Below are 21,779 nucleotides of genomic sequence, written 5' to 3'. Positions count from 1 at the left end.
GTGATGGGAAATCGTCCTTTCTGTCTGCGGAGAACCTGCCATGTCTGCCACACCGCTCAATGTTCTGCTGGTCTCATCTTCCCTGTTCGGAGAAAAAGGCAACTCTCGTGAACTGGCTTCCGCGTTCGTGGATGCCTTGCAGGCGTCCGGTCACGAGCATCAGTTGACGCATCATGATCTGGTCGAGCGCGATCTTCCGCACCTGGGCGCCGCCGAGATGCAGGCATGGATGACGCCGGCGGATGAGCGAAGCGCCGAGCAATGCAAGCTCGCCGAGCTGTCTGATGGTTTCCTGGCCGAGCTGAGAGCGGCAGACCTGCTGGTCATCGCGGCACCGCTCTACAATCTGGGCCTGCCGACCCAGATGAAGGCGTGGTTTGACCGGGTGCTGCGTGCCGGCGAGACCTTCCGCTACACCGAGAAGGGGCCGGTAGGTCTGCTGGAAGGCAAGCAGGCACTGGTGCTGGCAGCACGTGGCGGGATGTATGCAGGCAGAGACCTGGATTCCCAGACGCCGCATCTCAAGTCGATGCTTGGGCTGATGGGCATCACGGATCAGCACTTCGTATACGCTGAAGGCCTCAACATGGGCGATGAGCCAAAGGTGGGAGCTCTGTCAGAGGCCAGGACAGGCATCGCCAACTACGTAGATGCTCTCTGACCCGGTGTATCTGCCGTAGCTGAGTCACATTGGTTGAGCATGATGAATGAAAACGCCACCGCCGCTCTGAGAGGAGCGGCGGTGGCGTTTGTGCTATCGGGAAGCAGAGGTCACTGTGGGAGGAGACAGTGGCTGGAAACGCTCAGCCTTGGTCTTCGAGCACTTCCAGTTCGCCCTTGAGGCGCGCATGCAGCTCTTCCAGCGGCGGCTGAGCGCCGCCTTGCGGCCAGCCCGCCGTCAACACCACGCCATCGGCGGCATAGTCGCTGGCATCCACCGGTACATCGTAGCCGCTCAGCCAGTGACGCACGTCGGCCTCATGAGCGAATCCGACCTTGAGGCGTCTGGGTGTACGCGGCGTGAAGGTGGTGGTGGGCAGTCGCTCGAGGGCGTCGAGCACGGCACGACTGTATGCACGAGCCAGGCCACCGGTGCCCAGCTTGATGCCGCCGAAGTAGCGGATCACCACGCAGGCGATCTGCCCCACGCCGCTGCCTTCCAGTACCTGATACATCGGCCTGCCGGCGGTACCGCCCGGCTCTCCGTCATCGGAGAAGCCGATGGCATTCTGCTCATTCGGCGCACCCGCGATGAATGCCGTGCAGTGATGGCGTGCATTGGGATGGGCGAGATGCGCCTGTTCCAGCAGCCGCGTCATGGCGTCTGGTGTCGGAGCGTGGGCCAGCCAGGCGATGAAGCGGCTCTTCTCGATCTCGATGCTGTGCTCGTGATGCGCCTCTGGCGCCAGTGCAGGTATCTGATAGCTCATCGTGCCATCTTAGCAAAGCGTCGCCCTCAATGAGTGACGGCGTTGCCGCGTACGACACCCATCACCATGCCCAGCACTTCGATATCGGCATTCTTGAGGTAGATGGGGGCCATGCTGTCGTTGGCCGGTTGCAGGCGTACACCGCTCTTCTCGATATACAGCTTCTTCAGCGTCACTTCCTGCTGGTTGATCATCACCACGGCGGTCTCACCATTCTCGGCACTTTCACTGCGCTCGATGATGATGATGTCGCCATCATGGATGTTGCAGTTGATCATCGAGTGGCCGCGAACGCGCAGGGCGTAGGTGTTGCGTCGCACCATGCGCGTCGGCACGGCGATCGTGCCGCAGTCGGCGATGGCTTCGATGGGCATGCCGGCGGTGATGTTGCCGAGCAACGGGATATCCATCATGTCGCTGGCAGTGATTTCCTGCCAGGCCTCGTCATTGAGCGGCAGATTGTGAAGGCGCTGAAGGTAGTGTGGAGCGTGAAGACGTGACATGAGCTATCCCCTGATGCTGTGCGGTCGGCAGAGGGAGCCGACCTGCGATGCAGCGTGAAAGGTCGTCAGGCTGAGTTCATCTGCGGCCTGATAGGCTCTGCGAACATGATGACAACGCGATGAGAGCCGACCCGTTCGGTCTGCTGCCCGGGCAATGCCAGGCATGCGATGACGATACTGTATGAGTACTGTTTTTGTATACAGTGTCTGCATCATAGCAAGCCAGCGCGAGGTGGCAAGGGGTGAGTCGGTCGTCGATGCCAATCAGGCGATGGGTGTGTCGTATGAATGTGCACCATGCTTTGCTGATGGAGCGCGCGAGAACTTGACTCCCGTGCAAGGCTCGACGCGTGCGGGTCGCGTCATTCGGGCGACCGGTGGTCAGTGCCGGCTTCAGCTCGTAGAATGACGCGATTGGATCCCTCGGGACCAGCCTCTGATGTCGCGCTCCGCGACTGACCAGCCGCGAGATGTCGGGATGTCGATCCAGCCAGTCAGCGATGAAGCCCGTTGCGTGCCGCCCTTGCTGGCGGTGCGGGCGCTTGGGTGTGAGCGCGATGAGCGCTGGCTGTTCCAGACGCTCGACTTCAGCCTCGCGGCGGGCGAGATCCTGCAGATCGAAGGCCCCAATGGCAGTGGCAAGACCACCCTGCTCAAGATTCTGTCCGGGCAGTTCCATGATCACGAAGGCGAAGTGCTCTGGCAGGGGCAGCCTGCCTCGCGGGTGCGCGACGATTTTCTGGGATCTCTGCTCTATCTGGGTCACCAGCCCGGCATCAAGGGCACGCTGACGGCATTGGAGAATCTTGCCTGGTATCAGGCGCTCGGTGACGCTGCATCTTCTCGAAACGCCGCGGAGCGACGCTCGCTCGCCTGGGCAGCGCTGGACGCCGTGGGGCTTGCCGGCTTCGAGGATGTGCCGGCCCAGCAGCTGTCGGCTGGTCAGCAGCGGCGCATCGCCCTGGCGCGATTGCATCTGACACCGCGTCGACTGTGGGTGCTCGACGAGCCCTTCACCGCCATCGACAGCGATGGCGTCCAGGCGCTGGAGGCGCTGCTGCTGGCGCATGCCGAGCGGGGTGGCAGCGTGGTGATGACGACCCACCATCGCTTCTCGGATGTCTCGCGATTGCGCCGAATAGGCCTTGGGCAACGCGCTGGCGCGGAGTCGAGGGAGGGCGCCTGGGCATGAGACATGATCCTCTGACACCATTGTCCGAGTCTCCCGTTGCCTGCTCGTTGGGAGGGGCACTCAAGGCGACACTTCGACGCGACCTGCGTCAGGCGTTGCGCCGGCGCAGTGAGCTGATCAACCCGCTGGTATTCTTCGCCCTGGTGATCACGCTGTTTCCGCTGGGGATCTCGCCGGACAAGGCGTTGCTGGCGACACTGGCGCCGGGGCTGTTGTGGGTGGCGGCCTTGCTGGCCACGTTGCTGTCACTTGAGGGGCTGTTCCGGCAGGACCTCGACGACGGTAGCCTTGAGCAACTGCTGCTGACACCCCAGCCGTTGCCATTGCTGGTGCTGGCCAAGGTGGCGGGGCACTGGCTGTTGACCGGTCTGCCGTTGGCGCTGATGGCACCGCTGCTGGGCGTGATGCTGGGGCTGCCGAGCGGCGCCTTCGGGGTGCTGATCGCCTCGCTGGCGCTGGGCAGTCTGAGCCTGTCGCTGATCGGCGCGATCGGCGCGGCGCTGACGGTCGGGCTGCGGCGCGGCGGCGTGCTGCTCTCGCTGATCATCCTGCCGCTGTACATTCCCGTGCTGATCTTCGGCGCCGGCGCGGTGCAGAGCGCCGTCACCGGCATGCCCAGCGCCGCCCACCTGGCCATGCTGGGTGCGATGCTGGCGCTGGCACTGTTGCTGGCGCCGCTTGCCATCGCCGCCGGCCTGAGGTTGAGCATCAATGGCTAGTCCCTGCTCCCTGCCGGCTGGCAGAGGGTGGCCTGAGTGCCGCCAGCACTTCGCCAGATATCCTTTCGCCCCTGACAAGAGGCTCGTGTGAACGCCGATTCCGACTCTCATCAAGCGCCTGCTCGCAAGGTTCGCCCGCGCAAGGGCGGGCTGTGGCCATGGCTGCATCGCTTGGGCACACCGGCGACCTTCTTCGCGGCCAGCCAGCGCTGGCTGCCGTGGCTGTGGGCCGTGGCGATCCTCGCGCTGGTGGCCGGCAGTGCCTGGGGGCTGGCCTTCGCGCCGGCGGATTACCAGCAGGGCAACAGCTTCCGCATCATCTACGTGCATGTGCCGGCGGCGATTCTCGCCCAGTCCTGCTTCATGCTGCTGGCGGTATGCGCACTCATCTACCTTGTCTGGAAGATCAAGCTGGCGGACATGGTCGCCACGGCCGCCGCCCCCGTCGGCGCCTTGATGACGGCGCTGGCACTGTTTTCCGGCTCGGTATGGGGCATTCCCACCTGGGGCACCTGGTGGATCTGGGATGCCCGGCTGACGTCGATGCTGATCCAGCTGTTCCTGTATCTGGGCGTGATCGTGCTGCGCGGTTCCTTCGCCAGTCGTGACAGCGGCTCGCGTGCCGCCTCGATTCTGGCGCTGGTCGGCATGGTCAATATCCCGATCATCAAGTATTCGGTGGATTGGTGGAGCACACTGCATCAACCTGCCACCTTCACGCTGAGTGAAGCACCGCCGATGCCGGCCAGCATGTGGATTCCGCTGCTGCTGATGGTCATCGGCTTCTACGCCCTGTTCGGTGCGCTGGTACTGATGCGCACGCGGGTCGAGGTGCTGAGGCGTGAGAGTCGCAAGCAATGGGTGCGTGACCTGCTGAGCCCGCACTCGGACTCACGACCCGGCCAGAATTCGCCTGCAGGCCCCGTTTCCACAGAGGGTGATCACTGATGAGCTTGCCCGATGTCGCCTTCTCGAGTGTCAGCGAGTTCTTCGCCATGGGAGGGCACGCCCTCTATGTGTGGTCCGCCTGGGGGCTGACGGCGGCATGCCTCGCGGGGCTGGTGATCGCCACGCGGCTGTCCCGTCGCGCGGTGGAGGCCGATATCCGCCGCCGCCTGCGTCGGGAATCCGCCCGTTCCTGAATCCATTCTCGACCTCCCGTGCCAGTCGTCCCGCTGGTCGCGAGAGGCATGATCGTCCCTTGCCCTGATCGAGCCCTGACCATGACCCCCAAACGCAAGCAGCGCCTGTATCTCGTCACGGCCATCGTGCTGCTGGCCGCCCTCGCGGTGGGCCTCACGCTCTATGCCCTGCGCGCCAACATCAATGCCTTCTACACCCCGACCCAGATCGCCAGTGGCGAGGCGCCCCAGGGGCGTCAGATTCGCGCAGGCGGCATGGTGCGCGATGGCAGTGTCAGGCGTGACAACGAGACGCTGGATGCCATCTTCACCGTCACCGATTTCGATCATGACGTGACGGTGCATTATCAGGGCATCCTGCCGGACCTGTTCCGTGAAGGGCAGGGCGTGGTGGTGATGGGCACCTTCGATGGTGAGCATCTCGAGGCCAGCGAAGTGCTCGCCAAGCATGACGAGAAGTACATGCCGCCGGAGGTGTCTGATGCTCTCAAGGCGTCCGGACGTGATGTCTCTGGCAACAGGACGGATGACAGGATAGACACCGGGATGACAGAGAAAACACCTCAGGAGGCGCAGTGATGGTGACGCAACTGTTGCCGGAAATCGGCCATTTCGCGCTGATTCTGGGGGCCTGTCTGGCCTGTGTGCAGGCGGTGGTGCCGCTGGCGGGAGCCGCCACGCGTCGCCCGCTGTGGATGAGTTTCGCCCAGCCGATGGCCTGGGGGCAGTTCCTGTTCGTGCTGATCGCCTATGCCTGCCTGACCGCGAGCTTCCTGCTGGATGACTTCAGCGTCGCCTACATCGCCAACAACTCCAACAGCCAGCTGCCGTGGTACTTCAAGTTCAGTGCCGTGTGGGGCAGTCACGAGGGTTCGGTGCTGCTGTGGAGCCTGATACTGGCGGGCTGGGGCTTTGCCGTCTCGCTGGGTGCGCGCGATCTGCCGCGCGACATGCTGGCGCGGGTACTGGGCATCATGGGATTGATCTCCACCGGTTTCATGGCCTTCGTGCTGCTGACCTCCAATCCCTTCGCACGTCTGCTGCCGGACATGCCGGCAGATGGCGCGGATCTCAATCCGCTGTTGCAGGACATCGGGCTGATCATCCATCCGCCGATGCTCTACATGGGCTATGTCGGTTTCTCGGTGGCATTCTCGTTCGCGATGGCGGCCCTGCTGGGCGGGCGCCTCGATGCGGCATGGGCACGCTGGGCGCGCCCCTGGACCAACATCGCCTGGGCGTTCCTGACCGTCGGCATCGCGCTGGGCAGCTGGTGGGCCTACTACGAGCTTGGCTGGGGCGGCTGGTGGTTCTGGGACCCGGTGGAGAACGCCTCCCTGATGCCGTGGCTGGCGGGGACCGCACTGATCCACTCACTGGCGGTCACCGAGAAGCGCGGTGCCTTCAAGAGCTGGACGGTGCTGCTGTCGATCTTCGCCTTCTCGCTGTCACTGCTGGGGACCTTCCTGGTGCGCTCCGGCGTGCTGACCTCGGTGCACGCCTTCGCCAGTGACCCGGACCGCGGCCTGTTCATCCTCGTGCTGCTCGGTATCACCGTCGGTGGCTCGCTGTTGCTGTTCGCGCTGCGCGCACCGCGCGTGCGCTCGACGCTCGGCTTCCACTGGCTGTCGCGGGATGCCTTTCTGCTGGTCAACAACCTCGTGCTGCTGGTGATGATGGTCACCGTGCTGCTGGGCACTCTCTATCCGCTGGTGCTGGATTCGCTGGGGCTGGGCAAGATCTCGGTGGGCCCGCCGTACTTCAATGCGCTGTTCGTGCCGCTGACCACGCTGCTGTGTGCCTTCATGGGGCTCGGGCCGGCCTCGCGCTGGAAGCAGATGCCGGGGCGCGAGCTCGCACGCCGTCTGGCACTTTCCGGCGGCGCGGCACTCATCATCGGCGGGCTGCTGCCGCTGTTGCTGGATATCGAGTGGAGTCTCTCGGTGGCGCTCGGGCTGGTCATCGCGCTGTGGGTGGTGCTGCCGCTGCTGCGCGACCTGTGGGACAAGAGTGCCTCCAGGGCAGGGCGTCTGGCAGGTCTCAAGCGCCTCACGCCCAGCTACTGGGGCATGCAGCTGGCGCATCTGGGCCTGGCCGTGACCATCGTCGGCGTGACGCTGGTCTCCAATACCGAGGTCGCCGAGAACGTGCGCATGGTGCAGGGCAAGGAAGTCAGCGTGGGCGGCTATCAATTCCGCATGACCGAGCTTGGCGAGTATCGCGGCCCCAACTACCTGTCCGACCGCGCCACGGTGGAGGTCAGTCGTGATGGCGAGGCGGTGACGACGCTGCATCCCGAGAAGCGCCTGTTCCTGGCCAGCGGCATGCCGATGACCGAAACCGCGCTGGATGCCGGCTTCACGCGTGACCTCTACGTCGCCATGGGCGAGAAGCTCGATGACGATAGCTGGGCAGTACGCATCCAGGTCAAACCCTTCGTGCGCTGGCTGTGGCTGGGCGCCTTGCTGATGGGCGCGGGCGGCGTGATCGCCGTGCTGGATCGCCGTTATCGTCGGCGTGTCGAGGCCAGTACGGTGACCGACAATCCCTCACTCACCGCGCAGGAGGCTCACCCATGAATCTTCGTCGTCTGGTGCTGTTCTTGCCGTTGGTGGTCGTGGTGGGGCTGGGCGCTTTTCTCTATCAGCGCCTCGATGATGACCCCTATGCACGGGACTCCGCGCTGCTGTCGCGGCCCTTCCCCGAATTCTCGCTCAGCACCTTGAGTGATCCGCAGGCGCGCTTCGATGCCTCGCTGCTCAAGGGGCAGGTCAGCCTCGTCAACGTCTGGGGCGAGTGGTGCCCGACCTGCAAGCACGAGATGCCGCAGCTGCTGGATCTCGCGAATCGCGGTGTGCACATGGTCGGGGTCGACTACAAGGACACGCGTGCCAAGGGCCGGCAGTTCCTGGAGGAATTCGGTGACCCGTTCAGCGTCAATCTCTTCGACCCGGACGGCACCCTGGGGTTTGATCTCGGCGTCTATGGAGCACCGGAAACCTTCCTGGTCGATGCCGAGGGCGTGATCCGCTATCACCACACCGGCTACATCCGCCCCGAGGATGTCCGTGATGTCATCCTGCCGACACTGGAGCGGATCGCGGAACCTGCGACTGGTGCCGCCGGCGAGGAGGCCAGCTCATGAAGTCCGTGCTCAAGAGTGTCGCCATCCCGCTGGTGCAGGCGCTGGTGGTGCTGATGTTTCTCTCGTGGCTGTCTGCCGGCAAGGCGCAGGCCGCCATCGAGATGCATCAGTTCGACAACCCGGTGCTGCAGAAGCGCTACGACAGCCTGACCGCCGCACTGCGCTGCCCCAAGTGTCAGAACCAGGCGATCGGTGACTCGGATTCCCCCATCGCCGGTGACATGCGCCAGAACGTGGCGGATCTGCTCAATGATGGTCGCAGTGACAGCGAGATCCAGAATTTCATGGTCGCGCGTTTCGGCGAGTACGTGCTCTACAATCCGCGCCTTGATGGGCGTACCTGGCTGTTGTGGGGCGGCCCGGCGGCCCTGATCGCGCTCGGACTGCTCATCGTGGCCTTGATCGTGCGGGCCCGGCGACGGGCACGGGTGCGTGCGCTGGACGATGATGAGCAGGCACGCCTTTCAGCGCTGCTCGACAGGCATCGCGATGCCGGCAATGCACCGCAAGACGCCAAGGAGCGCTCATGATTCTGTTATGGCTGGCGATCGCCGTGCTGCTGCTTCCCGCCGGTTGGCTGCTGTTGCTGCCACTGCGCCGCGCGCGCCGTGTGCATGCCGCCCAGCAGGCCTTCGAGGACAACGACAGCCTCGGTGCCGAGAATGTGCGTGTCTATCGACGTCGACTGGCCTCGCTGGAGCGCGGCCATGCGCGCGGCGAGCTGGATGACACGGCGCTGGCGGAAGGGCGTGTCGAGCTGGAACGCAGCCTGCTGGAAGACGCCGAGGCTTTGAGGCGCTCCCCGCTCAAGGCGGCCGGCAGTGGTCGTGTGCTGGTGCCCGTGTTGCTGGTAGCGATGGTGGCGGGCTCGCTCTACTGGTATCAGCGCGAGGGGGCGAGCGGCGATCTGGCGCTGGCGCAGGCGATTGCCGCCACGCCGATCCATGATGCCGCCAGCTCCAATGCGCGCATCGCGCGTCTGCGTGCCGAGGCCGAGGCACAGCCGGACAACGCCAAGGTGTGGATGGCACTGTTTCCGCTCTATCGTGATGCCGGACGCCTCGATGAGGCGATGCAGTCTCTCGAGGCGTTGATCGCGCTCGAAGGTCGGGTGCCCGCGCTGGTCGCGCAGCTGGCGCAGCTCAAGTTCTTCGCCGCGCAGCGCACGCTGACCGATGAGGTGCAGGGGCTGGTCGACGAGGTGCTGGCAGCCGACCCGCGTCAGCCCACCGTGCTCGGCCTGTTGGGTATCGAGGCGTTCGAGCAAGCCCGCTATCCCGAGGCCATCGACTACTGGCGCAAGGCGATTGCCGGTTTCGAGAACCCCGATGCCGCCAAGGCCCTGCGTGAAGGCATCGCGGCCGCGCGTCAGCGCATGGCGAGTGCCGGTGAAGTCGATGCCTCGGTGGCGCTGGACAGCCCGGCAACGGCTGCTGCTCAGGACAGTCAGGCAGGCACTGCACGTCTGACCCTCAAGGTGTCGCTGGACCCCGCACTCGAGGCGCAGCTGGCGGCGATGCCGGTGAGTGCTGACGAGGCGACCCTGTTCATCGTGGCGCGTGATGCCGAAGGCAAGTTGCCGCCGCTGGCGGTGGTGCGTACCACCGCAGACACGCTGCCGTTGACGGTCACGCTCTCGGATGATGATGCCATGGCCCCGATGGCGCGGCTCTCGATGGCGGAGCGCGTCACTCTCGTCGCGCGCATCTCCGCTTCCGGTCAGCCGGCGGCGCAGTCGGGGGACCTTGAAGGCAAGCTCGAGAATGTCATCGTTACTCGCAGCACCGAGGCCGATGCTGATGTCAGTCACGAGGCTGCGGACGCGCCACTGATGCTGCGTATCGATCACCGCGTCGCACGGTGAGTCGCGATGTGCCCCGACTCGACGATCTGATCACGTGGATCATCATTGCGCCGGTTGGGGCCATCGCCGCTTTTGGGTAGACTGCGCGCTGGTTTTTCGAAATGCCCTCGATGAGCGGCTGCTTCGTCGTTAGGACATGTTTACCCTGCGGCGGCGCGGGCTCTCCACCGGGAGACCTGAGAGACCGCGGCGGTTCAGGTTTTCCTGCTTCAGCTCTTCTTCCTCCAGACTCAAGGACGCGCCAGGCGCAATGCGGCTCAAATCGATCAAGCTGGTCGGCTTCAAATCCTTCGTCGATCCGGTCACCGTGCCCTTCGACAGCAACATGACGGCGATTCTCGGCCCCAACGGCTGCGGGAAATCCAACGTCATCGATGCTGTGCGCTGGGTCATGGGCGAGTCCAGCGCCAAGAACCTGCGCGGCGAGTCGATGACGGACGTCATCTTCAATGGCTCCACCGGTCGCAAGCCGGTGGGGCAGGCCTCCATCGAGCTGACCTTCGACAATGCCGACGGCAGCCTCGGTGGCGCCTGGTCCGAGTACGCCGAGATCGCCGTCAAGCGTCTGGTGACGCGTGACGGCCAGTCCGGCTACTTCCTCAATGGCCAGAAATGTCGCCGACGTGACATCTCCGATGTCTTCCTCGGCACCGGGCTCGGCCCGCGTTCCTACTCCATCATCGGTCAGGGCATGATCTCGCAGCTGATCGAGGCGCGCCCGGATGATCTGCGCAGCACCCTCGAGGAAGCCGCCGGCATCTCCAAGTACAAGGAGCGCCGCCGCGAGACCGAGAACCGCATGAAGCGCACCCAGGAGAACATGGAGCGCCTGGATGATCTGCGCGAGGAACTCGACAAGCAGCTCGAGCGCCTCAAGCGTCAGGCCGAAGCCGCCAAGCGCTACCAGACCCTCAAGCAGGACGAATACCGCCTCAAGGGCGAGCTGGCCGTGCTGCGTCGGCGTGGCCTGCGCGCGCAGCAGCGTGAGCAGCAGTCACGTGTCGCGGAGCTGGAAACCGGCGTCGAGCGCGAGATTCTCGGTCAGCGTCAGTGCGAGAGCCAGCTGGAAGAGCAGCGCTATCAGCACGACGAGCTGGCCGGTGAGCTGGAAACGCATCAGGCCGCCTTCTATGAGACCGGTGCCCAGATCGCCCGTCTCGAGCAGAGTCTCGAGCACGCCCGAACCCGTGAGCAGCAGCTGGCGGCGGATCTCGAGATCGCGCGGCGTGAGCTGAGCGACATCCAGCGCGTCGAGGGCGAGGACGGCGAGCGTCTCGAGATGATCGAGGCACGTCTGGAAGATATCGCGCCGGAACTGGAGCTGGCGCGTGAGACGCTGGAAGGCCTTGAGCTTTCATTGGAGGAGGCTGAGGAGCGCCGCCAGGACAGTCAGAGCGAGTGGGAGCGCTTCAGTCAGGCCGACAACGAATCCCAGCGCGGGGCCGAGCGTGCCCAGAGCGAGATCCAGCGCATCGAGAATGCCATTCGTGACGCCGAGACTCAGCGCGAGCGCCGTCGTCAGCAGCTGGCGGAGTTGCCGGATGTCGCCGAACTGCGCGAAAGCCGTGAGGAACTGCGCGAGCAGCTCGACGAGCTGACGCTCGGCAGCGAATCGCTGGAGTCGCGCCGCGAGCAGGCCAGTGAATCCCGTGAGCAGGCACAGACGGATCGTCTGGCGCTGGACGGTGAGCGTGACCAACTGCGCCAGCGTCGCAACGTGCTGCAGGGCGAGCAGGCCTCGCTTCAGGCGCTGATCGATGCCGCGCTGCGTGATGACGATGACAGCCTGGCGACGCATCTGGACCGACATGGTCTCGCGCAGGCCCCGGCGCTGGCCGAGGGGCTCGAGGTCGCCGAGGGCTGGGAGTCCGTCAGTGCCTGGGTGCTGGGGCCCTTCCTCAAGGCACGCATGTCCCGTGCAGAGTCGGATGCGACGGCTGCCCTGATGAGTGAGTTGCCCGGAGGCGAGCTGTTGCTGGTCGATGCTGCCGGGGAGACGAATGCCACGGCTCCTGAAGGCACGCTGGCGGCGCGGATCAGCGGTGCCCCGGCGCTGACGGACTGGCTATCCAGCATTCACTGCGTCGAGTCACAGGCCGCCGCCTGGGGCCGGCGCGATTCGCTGGCCGCCCATGAAAGCGTGCTGACACCGGACGGCCTGTGGTTGGGGCGTGGCTGGAGTCGGCGTCAGATAGCGGGCGAGCGCGCCGACAGCGTGATCGGCCAGCGCGCGCGTCTCGAGCAGGTCGTGCTGGAACTGGAAGCGCTGGAGTCGCGACTCGACGATATCGAGGCGCGGCTGGCTGCCGCTGACGAACAGATTGCCGGCGCCGAGCAACAGCTCGAGCATCTGCGGGTCGAAGAGCGGGAGCTTGGCGAGCGTCAGCGTGAGCTGAGCCTCAAGGAGGCGGGGCTCGCCAGCCGACTCGAGCACGTCGATGGCCGTGCCCGTGAGCTTGAGGAAGAGCTCGAGCAGCTGGCGGAGACCCGCGAGAATCATGCCCTGACGCTTGAGGAAGCGCGTGAGCGCTGGCAGCAGGCGCTGGAGTCAGTGGAGAACAATGCCCAGTCGCGTGAGTCGCTGGAGCGCTCACGGCGCGAGCATCAGGAGGCGCTGGCCGGGCTGCGTGCCCAGTTGGCGCCCGCGCGGGAGCAGGTCAGCCGTCTCGACATGGAGCGTCAGCGCCTGGTGACAGAGCGCGATGGCATGCAGGGCCAGCGCATGCGAGCCGTCGAGCAGCGCGAGAAGCTCGCCGAGCGCATCGAGCTGCTCGAGGCCAGCCGTGAAGAAGCCTCGCTGCCGCAGGAAGAAGAGCGCGAACAGCTCGAGATGTTGCTCGAGACACGCCTCTATCAGGAAACCAAGCTGAATGCCTGTCGTGACAAGACTCATGAATTGGTCGAACAGATGCGCCAGGCGGAACAGTCGCGCCAGACCCATGAACGCAATCTCGAGGGCATTCGTCAGCGCCTCGAGGAAGGGCGCATGCAGGTGCAGGCCCTGACCTTGAAAGCGGATGCGCAGGATGAGCAGCTGCTGGAGCTGGGCTATGACGAGGCGGCGATCACGCTGCTGGAGGACGAGCTGGACCCGAACGCCACCGAATCGGCCTGGAGCCACAATCTGGAGCAGGTCGGTGAGCGCATCAAGCGGCTGGGGGCCATCAACCTGGCCGCCATCGAGGAGTACGACCAGCAGGCCGAGCGTCGCAACTACCTGGAAGCCCAGCATGCGGAGCTGGCCGAGGCGCTGGAGACCCTTGAGCGTGCGATACGCAAGATAGATCAGGAAACGCGGGTGCGTTTCAAGGACACCTTCGACAAGGTCAACGCCGGAATCCAGACGCTTTTCCCGAAGATCTTCGGTGGCGGAACCGCGTGGTTGACACTGACAGGCGATGATTTGCTCGAGACGGGCGTGGCGATCATGGCACGCCCGCCGGGCAAGAAAAACTCGACCATTCATCTTCTGTCAGGCGGGGAGAAGGCTCTGACGGCGCTGGCGCTGGTCTTCGCCATCTTCCAGCTCAATCCGGCCCCGTTCTGCATGCTCGATGAGGTGGATGCGCCGCTGGATGATGCCAACGTCGGGCGTTATGCAAGGCTGGTGAAAGAGATGTCGGAAAGCGTACAGTTCATCTATATCACCCATAACAAGATCGCCATGGAGGCGGCGGATCGGTTGATGGGCGTCACCATGCAGGAACCGGGCGTCTCGCGTCTTGTCTCTGTAGGGATCGAAGAAGCGGCGGTACTGGCTGAAGCGTGAGTGAAAAGCCGTGCAGGAGGCCAAGGTCATCCTTGTGCGCGGTAGCCAGCGGCCGTCTTTGCGGCCAAGTTGGCAAAATCGTGTTGCACATAGAGATCGAAAGCACTACGAGTTTGCGTCATAGTGTCAGTCAGGGATAATTGAAGGGCGATTGCGCAGGTCACCACCACAGGATTGACATTCGAAAAATGTCCCCTTTTTCTGCAATCGCGCTATGCTGTTCACGTGCATGGTGCCCAAGCAAACAGGCTAATGACCCATGGAATTGAGAGAGTGGCTCATCTTGTTGGGGTTGGTGCTGGTCGCAATCATCGTCGTTGACGGTGTGCGCAGGCTCCAACGTCAACGTCGAGTACCCCGACTGGATCGAGCGGGTACGGAAGATTCCACCGAAGAGGCGGGTGTTTCCGCGGTGGAAGAAGAGGAAGAACGTGACAACTGGGAGCTGCCGAATGGCGGCTACCGGGTGGTTGGCGATGCCGAAGCGCAGGCCGAGGCGGAGCAGGATGCCGTGCTCGACAATGCCCATGGCATCAAGGCCTCACGGGTGACGCAACCGAGTCGTCCGGCACAGCCCATGGAGCGCCGTGAAGCGCCGGAGCGCAAGGGCTTCGGCGAGCGTGCGGCGGCCTTCGGTGCGCGTGCCAGCCAGTCGATGCGCGACGTGACCGCCAGTCTGGGCGCGCGGCGCGACGACGAGCATGACGAGGCGCATCGCGAGCCTGTGCTCGGCACCGCCTCCAGCGAGCAGTCAGAGACGGCGCGCGAAGAGGACTTCCATGAAAAGCCGGTGATCACCGCCGAGGACGACAGCATCAGCGTCTCCTCCACCCAGGCCAATGATCTCGAGCCAATGGCCGAGATCGAGGAAGGTCAGGATGTGAAGGCCGAAGCGTTCTCCGCTGGCCAGCAGGCCGATGACGAGCACGCGGCTTCCGAGCGCAAGGAGCCTTCGCTGGAAGCGGCCGCCGTGCCTGCTGCCGACACGACAGTCTCCGAGGATGATCGCCATCCGCTGGTGCTGCGTGCCGAGCGCAATCAGGTCGATGACCAGCTCGCCCGTGACACCCTGGCCGATGCCAGTGAAGTCATCATCATCTCGGTGATGGCGCGTGGCGAGGAAGGCTTCAGCGGTGAAGACGTGCTGGGCATCTCGCTGGCCTGTGGTCTGCGCCATTCCGAGATGGGGCTGTTCCTGCGCCATGAGGAAGATGATGACGACAGTCCCTTGCAGTTCGCGATGGCCAACGTGGTCAAGCCGGGGATCTTCACGCCGGCCGAGATGGTGGACAGTCAGCTGGATGGTGTCACCTTCCTGATGCCGCTGCCGGGCGCGGACGACACTTCTGCCGCCTTCGAGACCATGGTCGAGATCGCCATGCTGCTGGTGCGTCGCCTGGGCGGTGAGCTCAAGGACGAGAACCACAGCGTGATGACGGCCCAGACCATCGAGTTCAAGCGCCAGCAGGTGCACGAGTTCGAGCGTCGCAATCGTCTGCATCGCTACCAGGCCAACTGATCGACTCGCGAGCCATTCTCTGAGTGGGTCCGTCATGCCACAAACGCCAACGGCGACCTTCGGGTCGCCGTTGGCGTTTGTGTTTCATGCGATTCTCCGTCCTCGTTCTGAAGCGCCTGATGCCATGTGTCATCTGCGGCCTTTCCTCTCAGCCGGGAGTGGGGTCCATCGAGCGCTTTGAGTACAATGACGGCGTCATGGCGATCCCCCGGCCCTGCGATTCAGGCCGGAGGACCTGTCGCCACCCGCTTTCCGGTCGATCAGCGTAGCCCTTTGGGCACTGCTGATGAGGCCACCGTTTCGAGTGAGTGTCATGTCAGCCCAGGATGATCTGTTTTCGGCCCCTGCCGATGATTCCAGCGCCTCGAGCGTTCCTCAGTCCGCTGCTCCGGCCGCGGTGGAAGGTGTGCCTGCCAAGGTCATGGAGGAGGTCGCGCAGCTGCATCGCGAGCTGCTCGAGGCCAGCCACCGCTATTACGTGCTGGATGACCCGACGCTGACCGATGCCGACTACGACACGCGCCTGCGCCGTCTCGAGGCACTGGAAGCCGACTACCCCCAGCTGATCACGTCGGAGTCCCCCACCCAGCGTGTCGGGGCCGCACCGGCCAGCGGTTTCGAGGAAGTGCAGCATGCGGTACCGATGCTGTCGCTCAACAATGCCTTCGATGACGATGAGCTGCGTGCCTTCGTGCAGCGTGCGGCGAAAACCCTGGAGTTGGGCGATGCGGAAGACGCAGGCGAGGCATTGAGCTTCTGCTGTGAACCCAAGCTCGATGGCCTGGCCGTGTCGCTCATCTACGAGAATGGCGTGCTGGTACAGGGCGTGACGCGCGGCGATGGACGTACCGGGGAAGGCATCACCACCAATCTGCGCACCATCCGCTCGATCCCGCTCAGGCTGCGGGGGGATGATCTGCCGGCGCTGCTTGAAGTGCGCGGCGAGGTCTACATGAGTCACGCCGGCTTCGAGGCGCTGAATGCGCGCGGCCGCGACGAGGATGGCAAGGTGTTCGCCAATCCGCGCAATGCCGCCGCCGGCAGTCTGCGTCAGCTGGATTCCAGTATCGCTGCCTCGCGCCCGCTGGAGTTCTGTGCCTATCAGGTCGCGCGCCTCGATGAGGCGCTGCTGGCCACGGAGGTCGGTCAGAATCATTCCAGCCTGATGGCGCTGCTCAATGACTATGGCTTTCGCACCAGCCCGCAGCTTGAGGTGGTGCGAGGTGCCCAAGGCATCATCGAGTACACCCGCCGTCTCGGCGAGCAGCGCGAAGGGCTTGATCACGACATCGATGGCGCGGTCATCAAGCTGGATGCGTTGCGTCTGCAGCGCGAGCTGGGCTTCGTGGCGCGCGCGCCGCGTTGGGCCATCGCCTTCAAGTATCCCGCGCAGGAGCAGGAAACCACTCTGGAAGGCGTCGATTTCCAGGTCGGACGGACTGGCGCGCTGACACCGGTCGCCCGGCTGGCACCGGTGCAGGTCGCCGGGGTGGTGGTCTCCAATGCCACGCTGCACAACATGGATGAGGTGGAACGTCTCGGCGTGCAGATCGGTGACAGCGTGATCATCCGGCGGGCCGGCGATGTCATCCCGCAGGTGGTGCGGGTCGCCAGCGAAGGTGCCAGCCGTGAAGCCATCGTGCTGCCGGACGGCTGCCCGGTGTGCGGCTCCGAGATCGAACGTCTCGAAGGCGAGGTGGTGGCACGCTGCGCGGGCGGACTGATCTGCGCCGCCCAGCGCAAGGAAGCCCTCAAGCACTTCTCCAGCCGCAAGGCGCTGGATGTCGATGGCCTCGGCGAGAAGCTGATCGAGCAGCTGATCGAGCGTGAGCTGGTCAAGACACCGGCGGATCTGTTCCATCTCGACGCTGCCACACTGGCCGAGCTGCCGCGCATGGGCGAGAAGTCCGCCGCCAATCTGGTCGCCTCGCTGGACAAGAGCCGCCACACCACCCTGGCGCGCTTCATCTATGCCCTCGGTATCCGGGAAGTCGGCGAAGCCACCGCGGCGAATCTGGCCACGCACTTCGGCACGCTTGAAGCGCTGCGTGCAGCGGATCAAGCCGCGCTGGAAGCCGTGGAAGATGTCGGCCCCATCGTCGCGGCGCATATCCATACCTTCTTCCAGCAAGCGACCAACAACGAGACGCTGGAGGCGCTTCTCGCCTGCGGTCTGCGCTGGGAAGAGGTCGAGATCGGCGAGCGACCCCAGCCGCTGGCAGGCCAGACCTGGGTGCTGACGGGGAGTCTCGACAGCATGACGCGTGATGAAGGCAAGGCGCGCCTGCAGGCGCTGGGCGCCAAGGTGGCGGGCAGTGTCTCGAAGAAGACCGCTGGTGTCGTCGCCGGGGAGGCGGCGGGCAGCAAGCTCGAGAAAGCCATGCAGCTGGGGCTCACGGTGCTGGATGAAGCGGCCTTCGTGGCGCGTCTGGCCGAGTGGGAAGCCGGCACCGACTCAGTTTCAGGCTCAGATTCAGATCCAGGCTCAGATTCGGACGCGCAGAAAGCCGATGCGCAAGACAGTGCAGGAGAGGATGCATGAGTACGGACACGCTGAATGATGCACCGCAGGCGCCAATGGCTGCGTCACGTTCCACGGATGAACAGGAGCTACCCATGAGTCAGATGCCGCTTGATCAGATGGACCCGAAGGATCGCTTCATCGAGGTGCCGCAGACCATGCTGCCCGCCGACACGCGTCGCGCCCTGCTCGAGACCTTCGTCACCCGTCAGGGCTACGACACCACCGATGTCGGCGAAGGCATGGCCGGCTGGGTCGCGGAGCTGGAAGGCCAGCTGTCACGCGGCAAGCTGTTGATCGTCCATGACATCGGCACCGAATCCACCGAGGTGATGACGCTGGAGCAATGGCAGTCCTTCGGGCGTCAGCTGGCAGACGATGAGGAAGAGGGCGACTGAGCCCGGCCAGCGGCCATGATCCGTTGGCGAAGCCCTGACCTTGCTCCTAACCCTGGAAACGACGACGCCCCCGGCACAGGCCGGGGGCGTCGTCGTTCCTGCAGCGTCTGTCGAGGCACCTGGCGTCGGTGCTCCTATCGAGGGCGGATCATGCGAATCGAGGCCGGATCATGCGAACCACATCGGCACGACCAGACTCGAGATCAGCAGGATCAAGGCCCCGCCCAGGCGCGAGGAAATCTGCGCGAAGGGCATCAGCTGCATGCGATTGGCCGCCGAGAGGACCGCGACGTCACCCGTGCCGCCCATGTTGGCCATGCACAGGCCAGCGGTGATGGCGGACTCGATGGGATAGAAGCCGACCAGCTTGCCCACCAGCCCTGCACCGAAGGCGGCGCCGGCGACGACACCGAAGACGATCACCACGTAGGTGATGGTGATGGCGTCGATCACCTGGCCCAGGTCGGTATAGGCCACGCCGATGCCGAACAGCAGCGCGAAGGTCCAGTTGCCCGCGACGAAACGGAACCATTGAGCGGCAGCCTGGTTGATGCTTTCCGGCACCAGGTTGGCGCACTTGAGTGCGGCGACCGCGATGATCATCAGCGCGTAGGGGTGCAGCGGGATGACCTTGCCGAGAATCTGGCTGGCGACGAAGAAGCTCAGGGCGATGACCATGCCGATGCCCAGCTGGGAGAGATCAGGCGCGCTCTTCTCTTCACGGACATCGACACCCGGCATCATCTGGCCGCCGCCGGTCAGTGACGGGAAGCGCTTGCCAAGCCCGTTGAGCAGCCCGGCAATGATGATGGCGAATACATTGCCCAGCGCCAGCGCCGGTACCAGGATCGAGATGTAATAGCTGGCCGGCTGTCCCAGCAGTTGCTCGTAGATCTGGCTCATCGGCACGGCGCCTGCCCCCATGCCACCGCCCATGATGGGCAGGGCGATGACCATGACGGCATCCTTGGGCGAGAAGCCCATGATCCAGCCGACCAGCATCGCGAAGAGTGCCGCGAACAGCACCGAGCACAGCAGCGGCAGCGCGAAGCGTGCCCCGACCTTGACCAGCACGCGGGAGTCCATGCCGAGAATGCTGCCGGTGATCAGTGCCGCGATGTAGAAATTCAGAAAGCCGCCGGCCTTCATGAACTCGCTGACGCTGGCCGTGACATCCTGTGGCAGCCAGCCGCTATAGACCAGCGCTGCGGCACCGAAGATGGCGAGAATCGCTCCGCCTCCCAGGTAGCTGTTGATGATCGGCAGGCGATCACCCAGAAAGCCCAGCAGCTCACCGAGGACCATCATGACCATCAGGGCGCCGATCATGCCGGCCGGCAGGGTATCGGTGGCGATGGCGGCGATCAGGACCAGAAACGACAGGGCGAAGATCGGCAGGGACATGCCGAAGATGCGTGTCTTCAGGTAAGGCGACTCGTCGGCAGGCGTGGCCGTGGCGGTCTGCGAGGAATGTGTCATGCAGGCTCCTTGTCCTGCACTCTGTCGTTGCAGGACCTGTTGTCATGTCCGGATGCGCTGGCGTGGCATCGCGGGATCGGTTGGGACAAGGTGGGACATCATGTCCGCGCAGTGGATGCGCGTCACAGGGAGCTTACGATGTGGCTTTCGAGGGCCAAGTTTTGCGAATTAAAGAAAGCCTTTTGAAACTTATGAAACCGCATGGCGCGGCTCGCTCACGTGCTGGGCGAATTGGCCATGCCACCAAGGGGGCACGTGGACTGTCTGGCGTGTTGCATTCTTCTCAACCCGGACTGAGCGCGCTGACCTCGCTGCTGGCTGCCGGCATGGTGATCGTCAGTCTGCTGGTCGCGGCCTGGCTCTTCAGTGCGCAGCTGGAGCGGACCCAGCATGAGATACAGGGACAGCGCATCGCCGCCCTCGCGCAACGCATCGCGCGGCTGCCTGAGGTGCGCGCCACCTTGAGCGAAGCCAACGCCTCGCAGGCAGCGCCTCCCGTCGCGGACAGCCGCCTGGCGGCACGCATCGAGCGGCTGCGCCGCGAGAATGCCGTCGACTTCATCGTGGTGATGCGTCCGGACGGCGTGCGACTCAGTCACCCGGAGCCCGCGCGGATCGGCCAGCCGTTTCAGGGGGGAGACGAGCAACGTGCGCTCGGAGGCGCGGCCTATCTCTCCGAATCCCGCGGTACGCTCGGCGAAAGCCTGCGCAGCTTTGCCCCGGTGATGGCCTCTGCATCCGATGGCGAAGCGCGTTCCGTCATCGGCGCCGTTGCCATCGGCATCACGCTGGATTCGCTGGGGCGGCGGCTGGCCGATGAGAAGCGTCAGCTGCTGATCGGGCTGGGCATCCTGATGCTGTTCGGCACGCTGGGGGCGCTGGGGCTGGCACGCTATCTGCGCAGACAGCTCAAGGGGCTGGAGCCGGCGGCCATCGCGCGTCTGGTGGAAGAGCATCAGGCGGTGCTGGCCAGCCTGGAAGAGGGCATCATCGTGGTCGACCCCGAGGGGCATGTCACCCTGGTGAATGCCGCGGCGCGCGAGCTGCTGGGGACGGCCCCCGAACCGGGAGAATGCCTTGAGGCGTGGTTGCCCGATACCGGCATGCACGAGTGTCTAGCTGCGCACTCGCCGGTGGCGGAGCAGGACGCGGCTCGCCTGCGTCAGGTCACCCATGACGGGCGGCGATTGTGGGTACGTTGCCAGCGGGTGCATGATGGCGAGCATCTCATGGGCGGCGTGCTGGTATTGCGTGAGCACGACCGCATGCAGCGCCTTGCCGAGGAGCTGACCGGCGTTCGCCGACAGGCAGAGTCACTGCGCGCCGCGCGCCATGAGTTTCGCAATCGGTTGCATGTGTTGTCAGGGCTGACGCAGATGCAGGACCTCGACGGCCTGCGAGATTACCTGGCATTGCTGGTGGAGCGGGAGCTGCCTGCGGATGCCGCGGCCGCCGAGCGCATCGCGGACCCTCTGCTGGCAGGATTGCTGATCGGCAAGCACAGTGAGGCTCGCGAGCGTGGCATCGCGCTCAATGTCGAGCTGGACGTCGAATGGCATCATGCACGGCCCGAGCACCGGGAGATGCCCAGCGCAGCGCTGTCTCAGTCCGAGTTGTCTCTGGCCGAGTTGTCTCAGGCCGTGCTGCCGGTGCTGGAGCGCAGCTTGAGCCATGATCTGGTCAGCGTGATCGGCAATCTGCTCGACAATGCCTTCGAAGCGCTGGAGGAAATGGACGATGCCACACACGCCCCGGCCGTCACTCTGAGCCTGATGCTGGAATCCGTGGGTGAGGCGTCAGAGGCCCAGTTGTCGATCAGCGTGGCAGACAACGGCCCCGGCATGTCGGCGGAGCTCATGGAGACGGCGCGCGCGGCGGGGGTAAGCAGTCGTGGTGAAGGTCGCGGGCTGGGGCTGTCGCTGGTACAGGAGATCGTGACCGCGCGCGCGGGAGACTGGCACTTCTACTCGCCCCCGGGCGGCGGCACCCTGGTCGAGCTGACCTTGCCCTGCCAGCGGTCGCCCACTGCGGCGCCCTGAGAGCATTTCACGTCGTTGGACGGCTGCCGTCCAAGACCCCGCATGATCAAGGAGCCTGA

At 64.7% G+C, this 21,779-nt stretch carries 18 protein-coding genes; 15 read left to right on the top strand and 3 right to left on the bottom strand.

The window, feature by feature from the left end:
* Window positions 1-40: 40 nt before the first annotated feature.
* Window positions 41-661 carry an NAD(P)H-dependent oxidoreductase gene (locus tag QD228_RS05770; protein ID WP_279874758.1) on the top strand — a complete coding sequence of 207 codons (621 nt, stop codon included), beginning with the start codon at window positions 41-43 and terminating at the stop codon, window positions 659-661.
* A 142-nt stretch (window positions 662-803) separates the two neighbouring features.
* On the opposite strand, the gene QD228_RS05765 is transcribed toward QD228_RS05770, so the two are convergent.
* Both QD228_RS05765 and QD228_RS05760 read right to left on the bottom strand, forming a co-directional pair.
* A complete protein-coding gene (locus QD228_RS05765) occupies window positions 804-1,430 on the bottom strand; it encodes a YigZ family protein (protein ID WP_279874756.1) in 627 nt (208 codons plus the stop codon).
* 26 nt (window positions 1,431-1,456) lie between these two features.
* Window positions 1,457-1,933 carry a LexA family transcriptional regulator gene (locus QD228_RS05760; RefSeq protein WP_077378921.1) on the bottom strand — a complete coding sequence of 159 codons (477 nt, stop codon included), beginning with the start codon at window positions 1,931-1,933 and terminating at the stop codon, window positions 1,457-1,459.
* Between the two features lie 478 nt (window positions 1,934-2,411).
* On the opposite strand from QD228_RS05760, the gene ccmA reads away from it, so the two are divergent.
* The 13 genes from ccmA to QD228_RS05695 all read left to right on the top strand — a co-directional run bounded on the left by ccmA (window position 2,412) and on the right by QD228_RS05695 (window position 18,202).
* The gene (ccmA, locus tag QD228_RS05755; protein WP_084209827.1) at window positions 2,412-3,125 is read left to right on the top strand and encodes a cytochrome c biogenesis heme-transporting ATPase CcmA; all 714 of its coding nucleotides are present in this window, start codon (window positions 2,412-2,414) and stop codon (window positions 3,123-3,125) included.
* Window positions 3,122-3,844, top strand: a complete 723-nt coding sequence (ccmB, locus tag QD228_RS05750) for a heme exporter protein CcmB (RefSeq protein ID WP_077378925.1) — start codon at window positions 3,122-3,124, stop codon at window positions 3,842-3,844. The genes ccmA and ccmB overlap by 4 nt, the downstream gene beginning before the upstream one ends.
* Before the next feature lie 150 nt (window positions 3,845-3,994).
* Window positions 3,995-4,792 carry a heme ABC transporter permease gene (locus tag QD228_RS05745; protein ID WP_136939156.1) on the top strand — a complete coding sequence of 266 codons (798 nt, stop codon included), beginning with the start codon at window positions 3,995-3,997 and terminating at the stop codon, window positions 4,790-4,792.
* Complete coding sequence (gene ccmD / locus QD228_RS05740) at window positions 4,792-4,986, top strand: heme exporter protein CcmD (protein WP_077378928.1); 195 nt, start codon at window positions 4,792-4,794, stop codon at window positions 4,984-4,986. The genes QD228_RS05745 and ccmD overlap by 1 nt, the downstream gene beginning before the upstream one ends.
* Window positions 4,987-5,067: 81 nt before the next feature.
* A complete protein-coding gene (gene ccmE / locus QD228_RS05735) occupies window positions 5,068-5,565 on the top strand; it encodes a cytochrome c maturation protein CcmE (RefSeq protein WP_176493676.1) in 498 nt (165 codons plus the stop codon).
* Window positions 5,565-7,565, top strand: a complete 2,001-nt coding sequence (locus tag QD228_RS05730) for a heme lyase CcmF/NrfE family subunit (RefSeq protein WP_279874753.1) — start codon at window positions 5,565-5,567, stop codon at window positions 7,563-7,565. The genes ccmE and QD228_RS05730 overlap by 1 nt, the downstream gene beginning before the upstream one ends.
* On the top strand, window positions 7,562-8,131 hold the full coding sequence (locus QD228_RS05725; protein ID WP_279874752.1) for a DsbE family thiol:disulfide interchange protein: 570 nt from the start codon (window positions 7,562-7,564) through the stop codon (window positions 8,129-8,131). The genes QD228_RS05730 and QD228_RS05725 overlap by 4 nt, the downstream gene beginning before the upstream one ends.
* Window positions 8,128-8,661 carry a cytochrome c-type biogenesis protein CcmH gene (locus QD228_RS05720; RefSeq protein ID WP_279874751.1) on the top strand — a complete coding sequence of 178 codons (534 nt, stop codon included), beginning with the start codon at window positions 8,128-8,130 and terminating at the stop codon, window positions 8,659-8,661. Before QD228_RS05725 ends, QD228_RS05720 begins: the two co-directional genes overlap by 4 nt.
* Window positions 8,658-9,995 carry a c-type cytochrome biogenesis protein CcmI gene (gene ccmI / locus QD228_RS05715; protein WP_279874750.1) on the top strand — a complete coding sequence of 446 codons (1,338 nt, stop codon included), beginning with the start codon at window positions 8,658-8,660 and terminating at the stop codon, window positions 9,993-9,995. The genes QD228_RS05720 and ccmI overlap by 4 nt, the downstream gene beginning before the upstream one ends.
* A 250-nt stretch (window positions 9,996-10,245) precedes the next feature.
* The gene (gene smc / locus QD228_RS05710; protein ID WP_279874748.1) at window positions 10,246-13,764 is read left to right on the top strand and encodes a chromosome segregation protein SMC; all 3,519 of its coding nucleotides are present in this window, start codon (window positions 10,246-10,248) and stop codon (window positions 13,762-13,764) included.
* A 283-nt stretch (window positions 13,765-14,047) separates the two neighbouring features.
* Window positions 14,048-15,283 carry a cell division protein ZipA C-terminal FtsZ-binding domain-containing protein gene (locus tag QD228_RS05705; protein WP_279874746.1) on the top strand — a complete coding sequence of 412 codons (1,236 nt, stop codon included), beginning with the start codon at window positions 14,048-14,050 and terminating at the stop codon, window positions 15,281-15,283.
* A gap of 421 nt (window positions 15,284-15,704) precedes the next feature.
* Window positions 15,705-17,825 (top strand): NAD-dependent DNA ligase LigA, encoded by a 2,121-nt coding sequence (ligA, locus tag QD228_RS05700; RefSeq protein WP_279874841.1) that lies wholly within the window; start codon window positions 15,705-15,707, stop codon window positions 17,823-17,825.
* Between the two features lie 74 nt (window positions 17,826-17,899).
* Window positions 17,900-18,202, top strand: coding sequence for a YheU family protein (locus QD228_RS05695; protein WP_240499610.1), 303 nt, complete (start codon window positions 17,900-17,902; stop codon window positions 18,200-18,202).
* 168 nt (window positions 18,203-18,370) lie between these two features.
* Here the strand turns inward: QD228_RS05695 and QD228_RS05690 are convergent, their stop codons facing one another.
* Window positions 18,371-19,681: a 2-hydroxycarboxylate transporter family protein gene (locus tag QD228_RS05690; RefSeq protein WP_279874744.1), complete on the bottom strand. Its 1,311-nt coding sequence runs from the start codon at window positions 19,679-19,681 to the stop codon at window positions 18,371-18,373.
* A 269-nt stretch (window positions 19,682-19,950) separates the two neighbouring features.
* Between QD228_RS05690 and QD228_RS05685 the strand changes: the two genes are divergently transcribed.
* A complete protein-coding gene (locus QD228_RS05685; protein ID WP_279874743.1) occupies window positions 19,951-21,720 on the top strand; it encodes a sensor histidine kinase in 1,770 nt (589 codons plus the stop codon).
* The last annotated feature ends 59 nt before the right edge of the window (window positions 21,721-21,779 follow it).

This window comes from Cobetia sp. 3AK, from assembly GCF_029846335.1.
Taxonomy (GTDB): domain Bacteria; phylum Pseudomonadota; class Gammaproteobacteria; order Pseudomonadales; family Halomonadaceae; genus Cobetia; species Cobetia marina.
The sequence above is the reverse complement of the archived record's forward strand: the minus strand, read 5'-3'. Positions and strand labels throughout refer to the sequence as shown.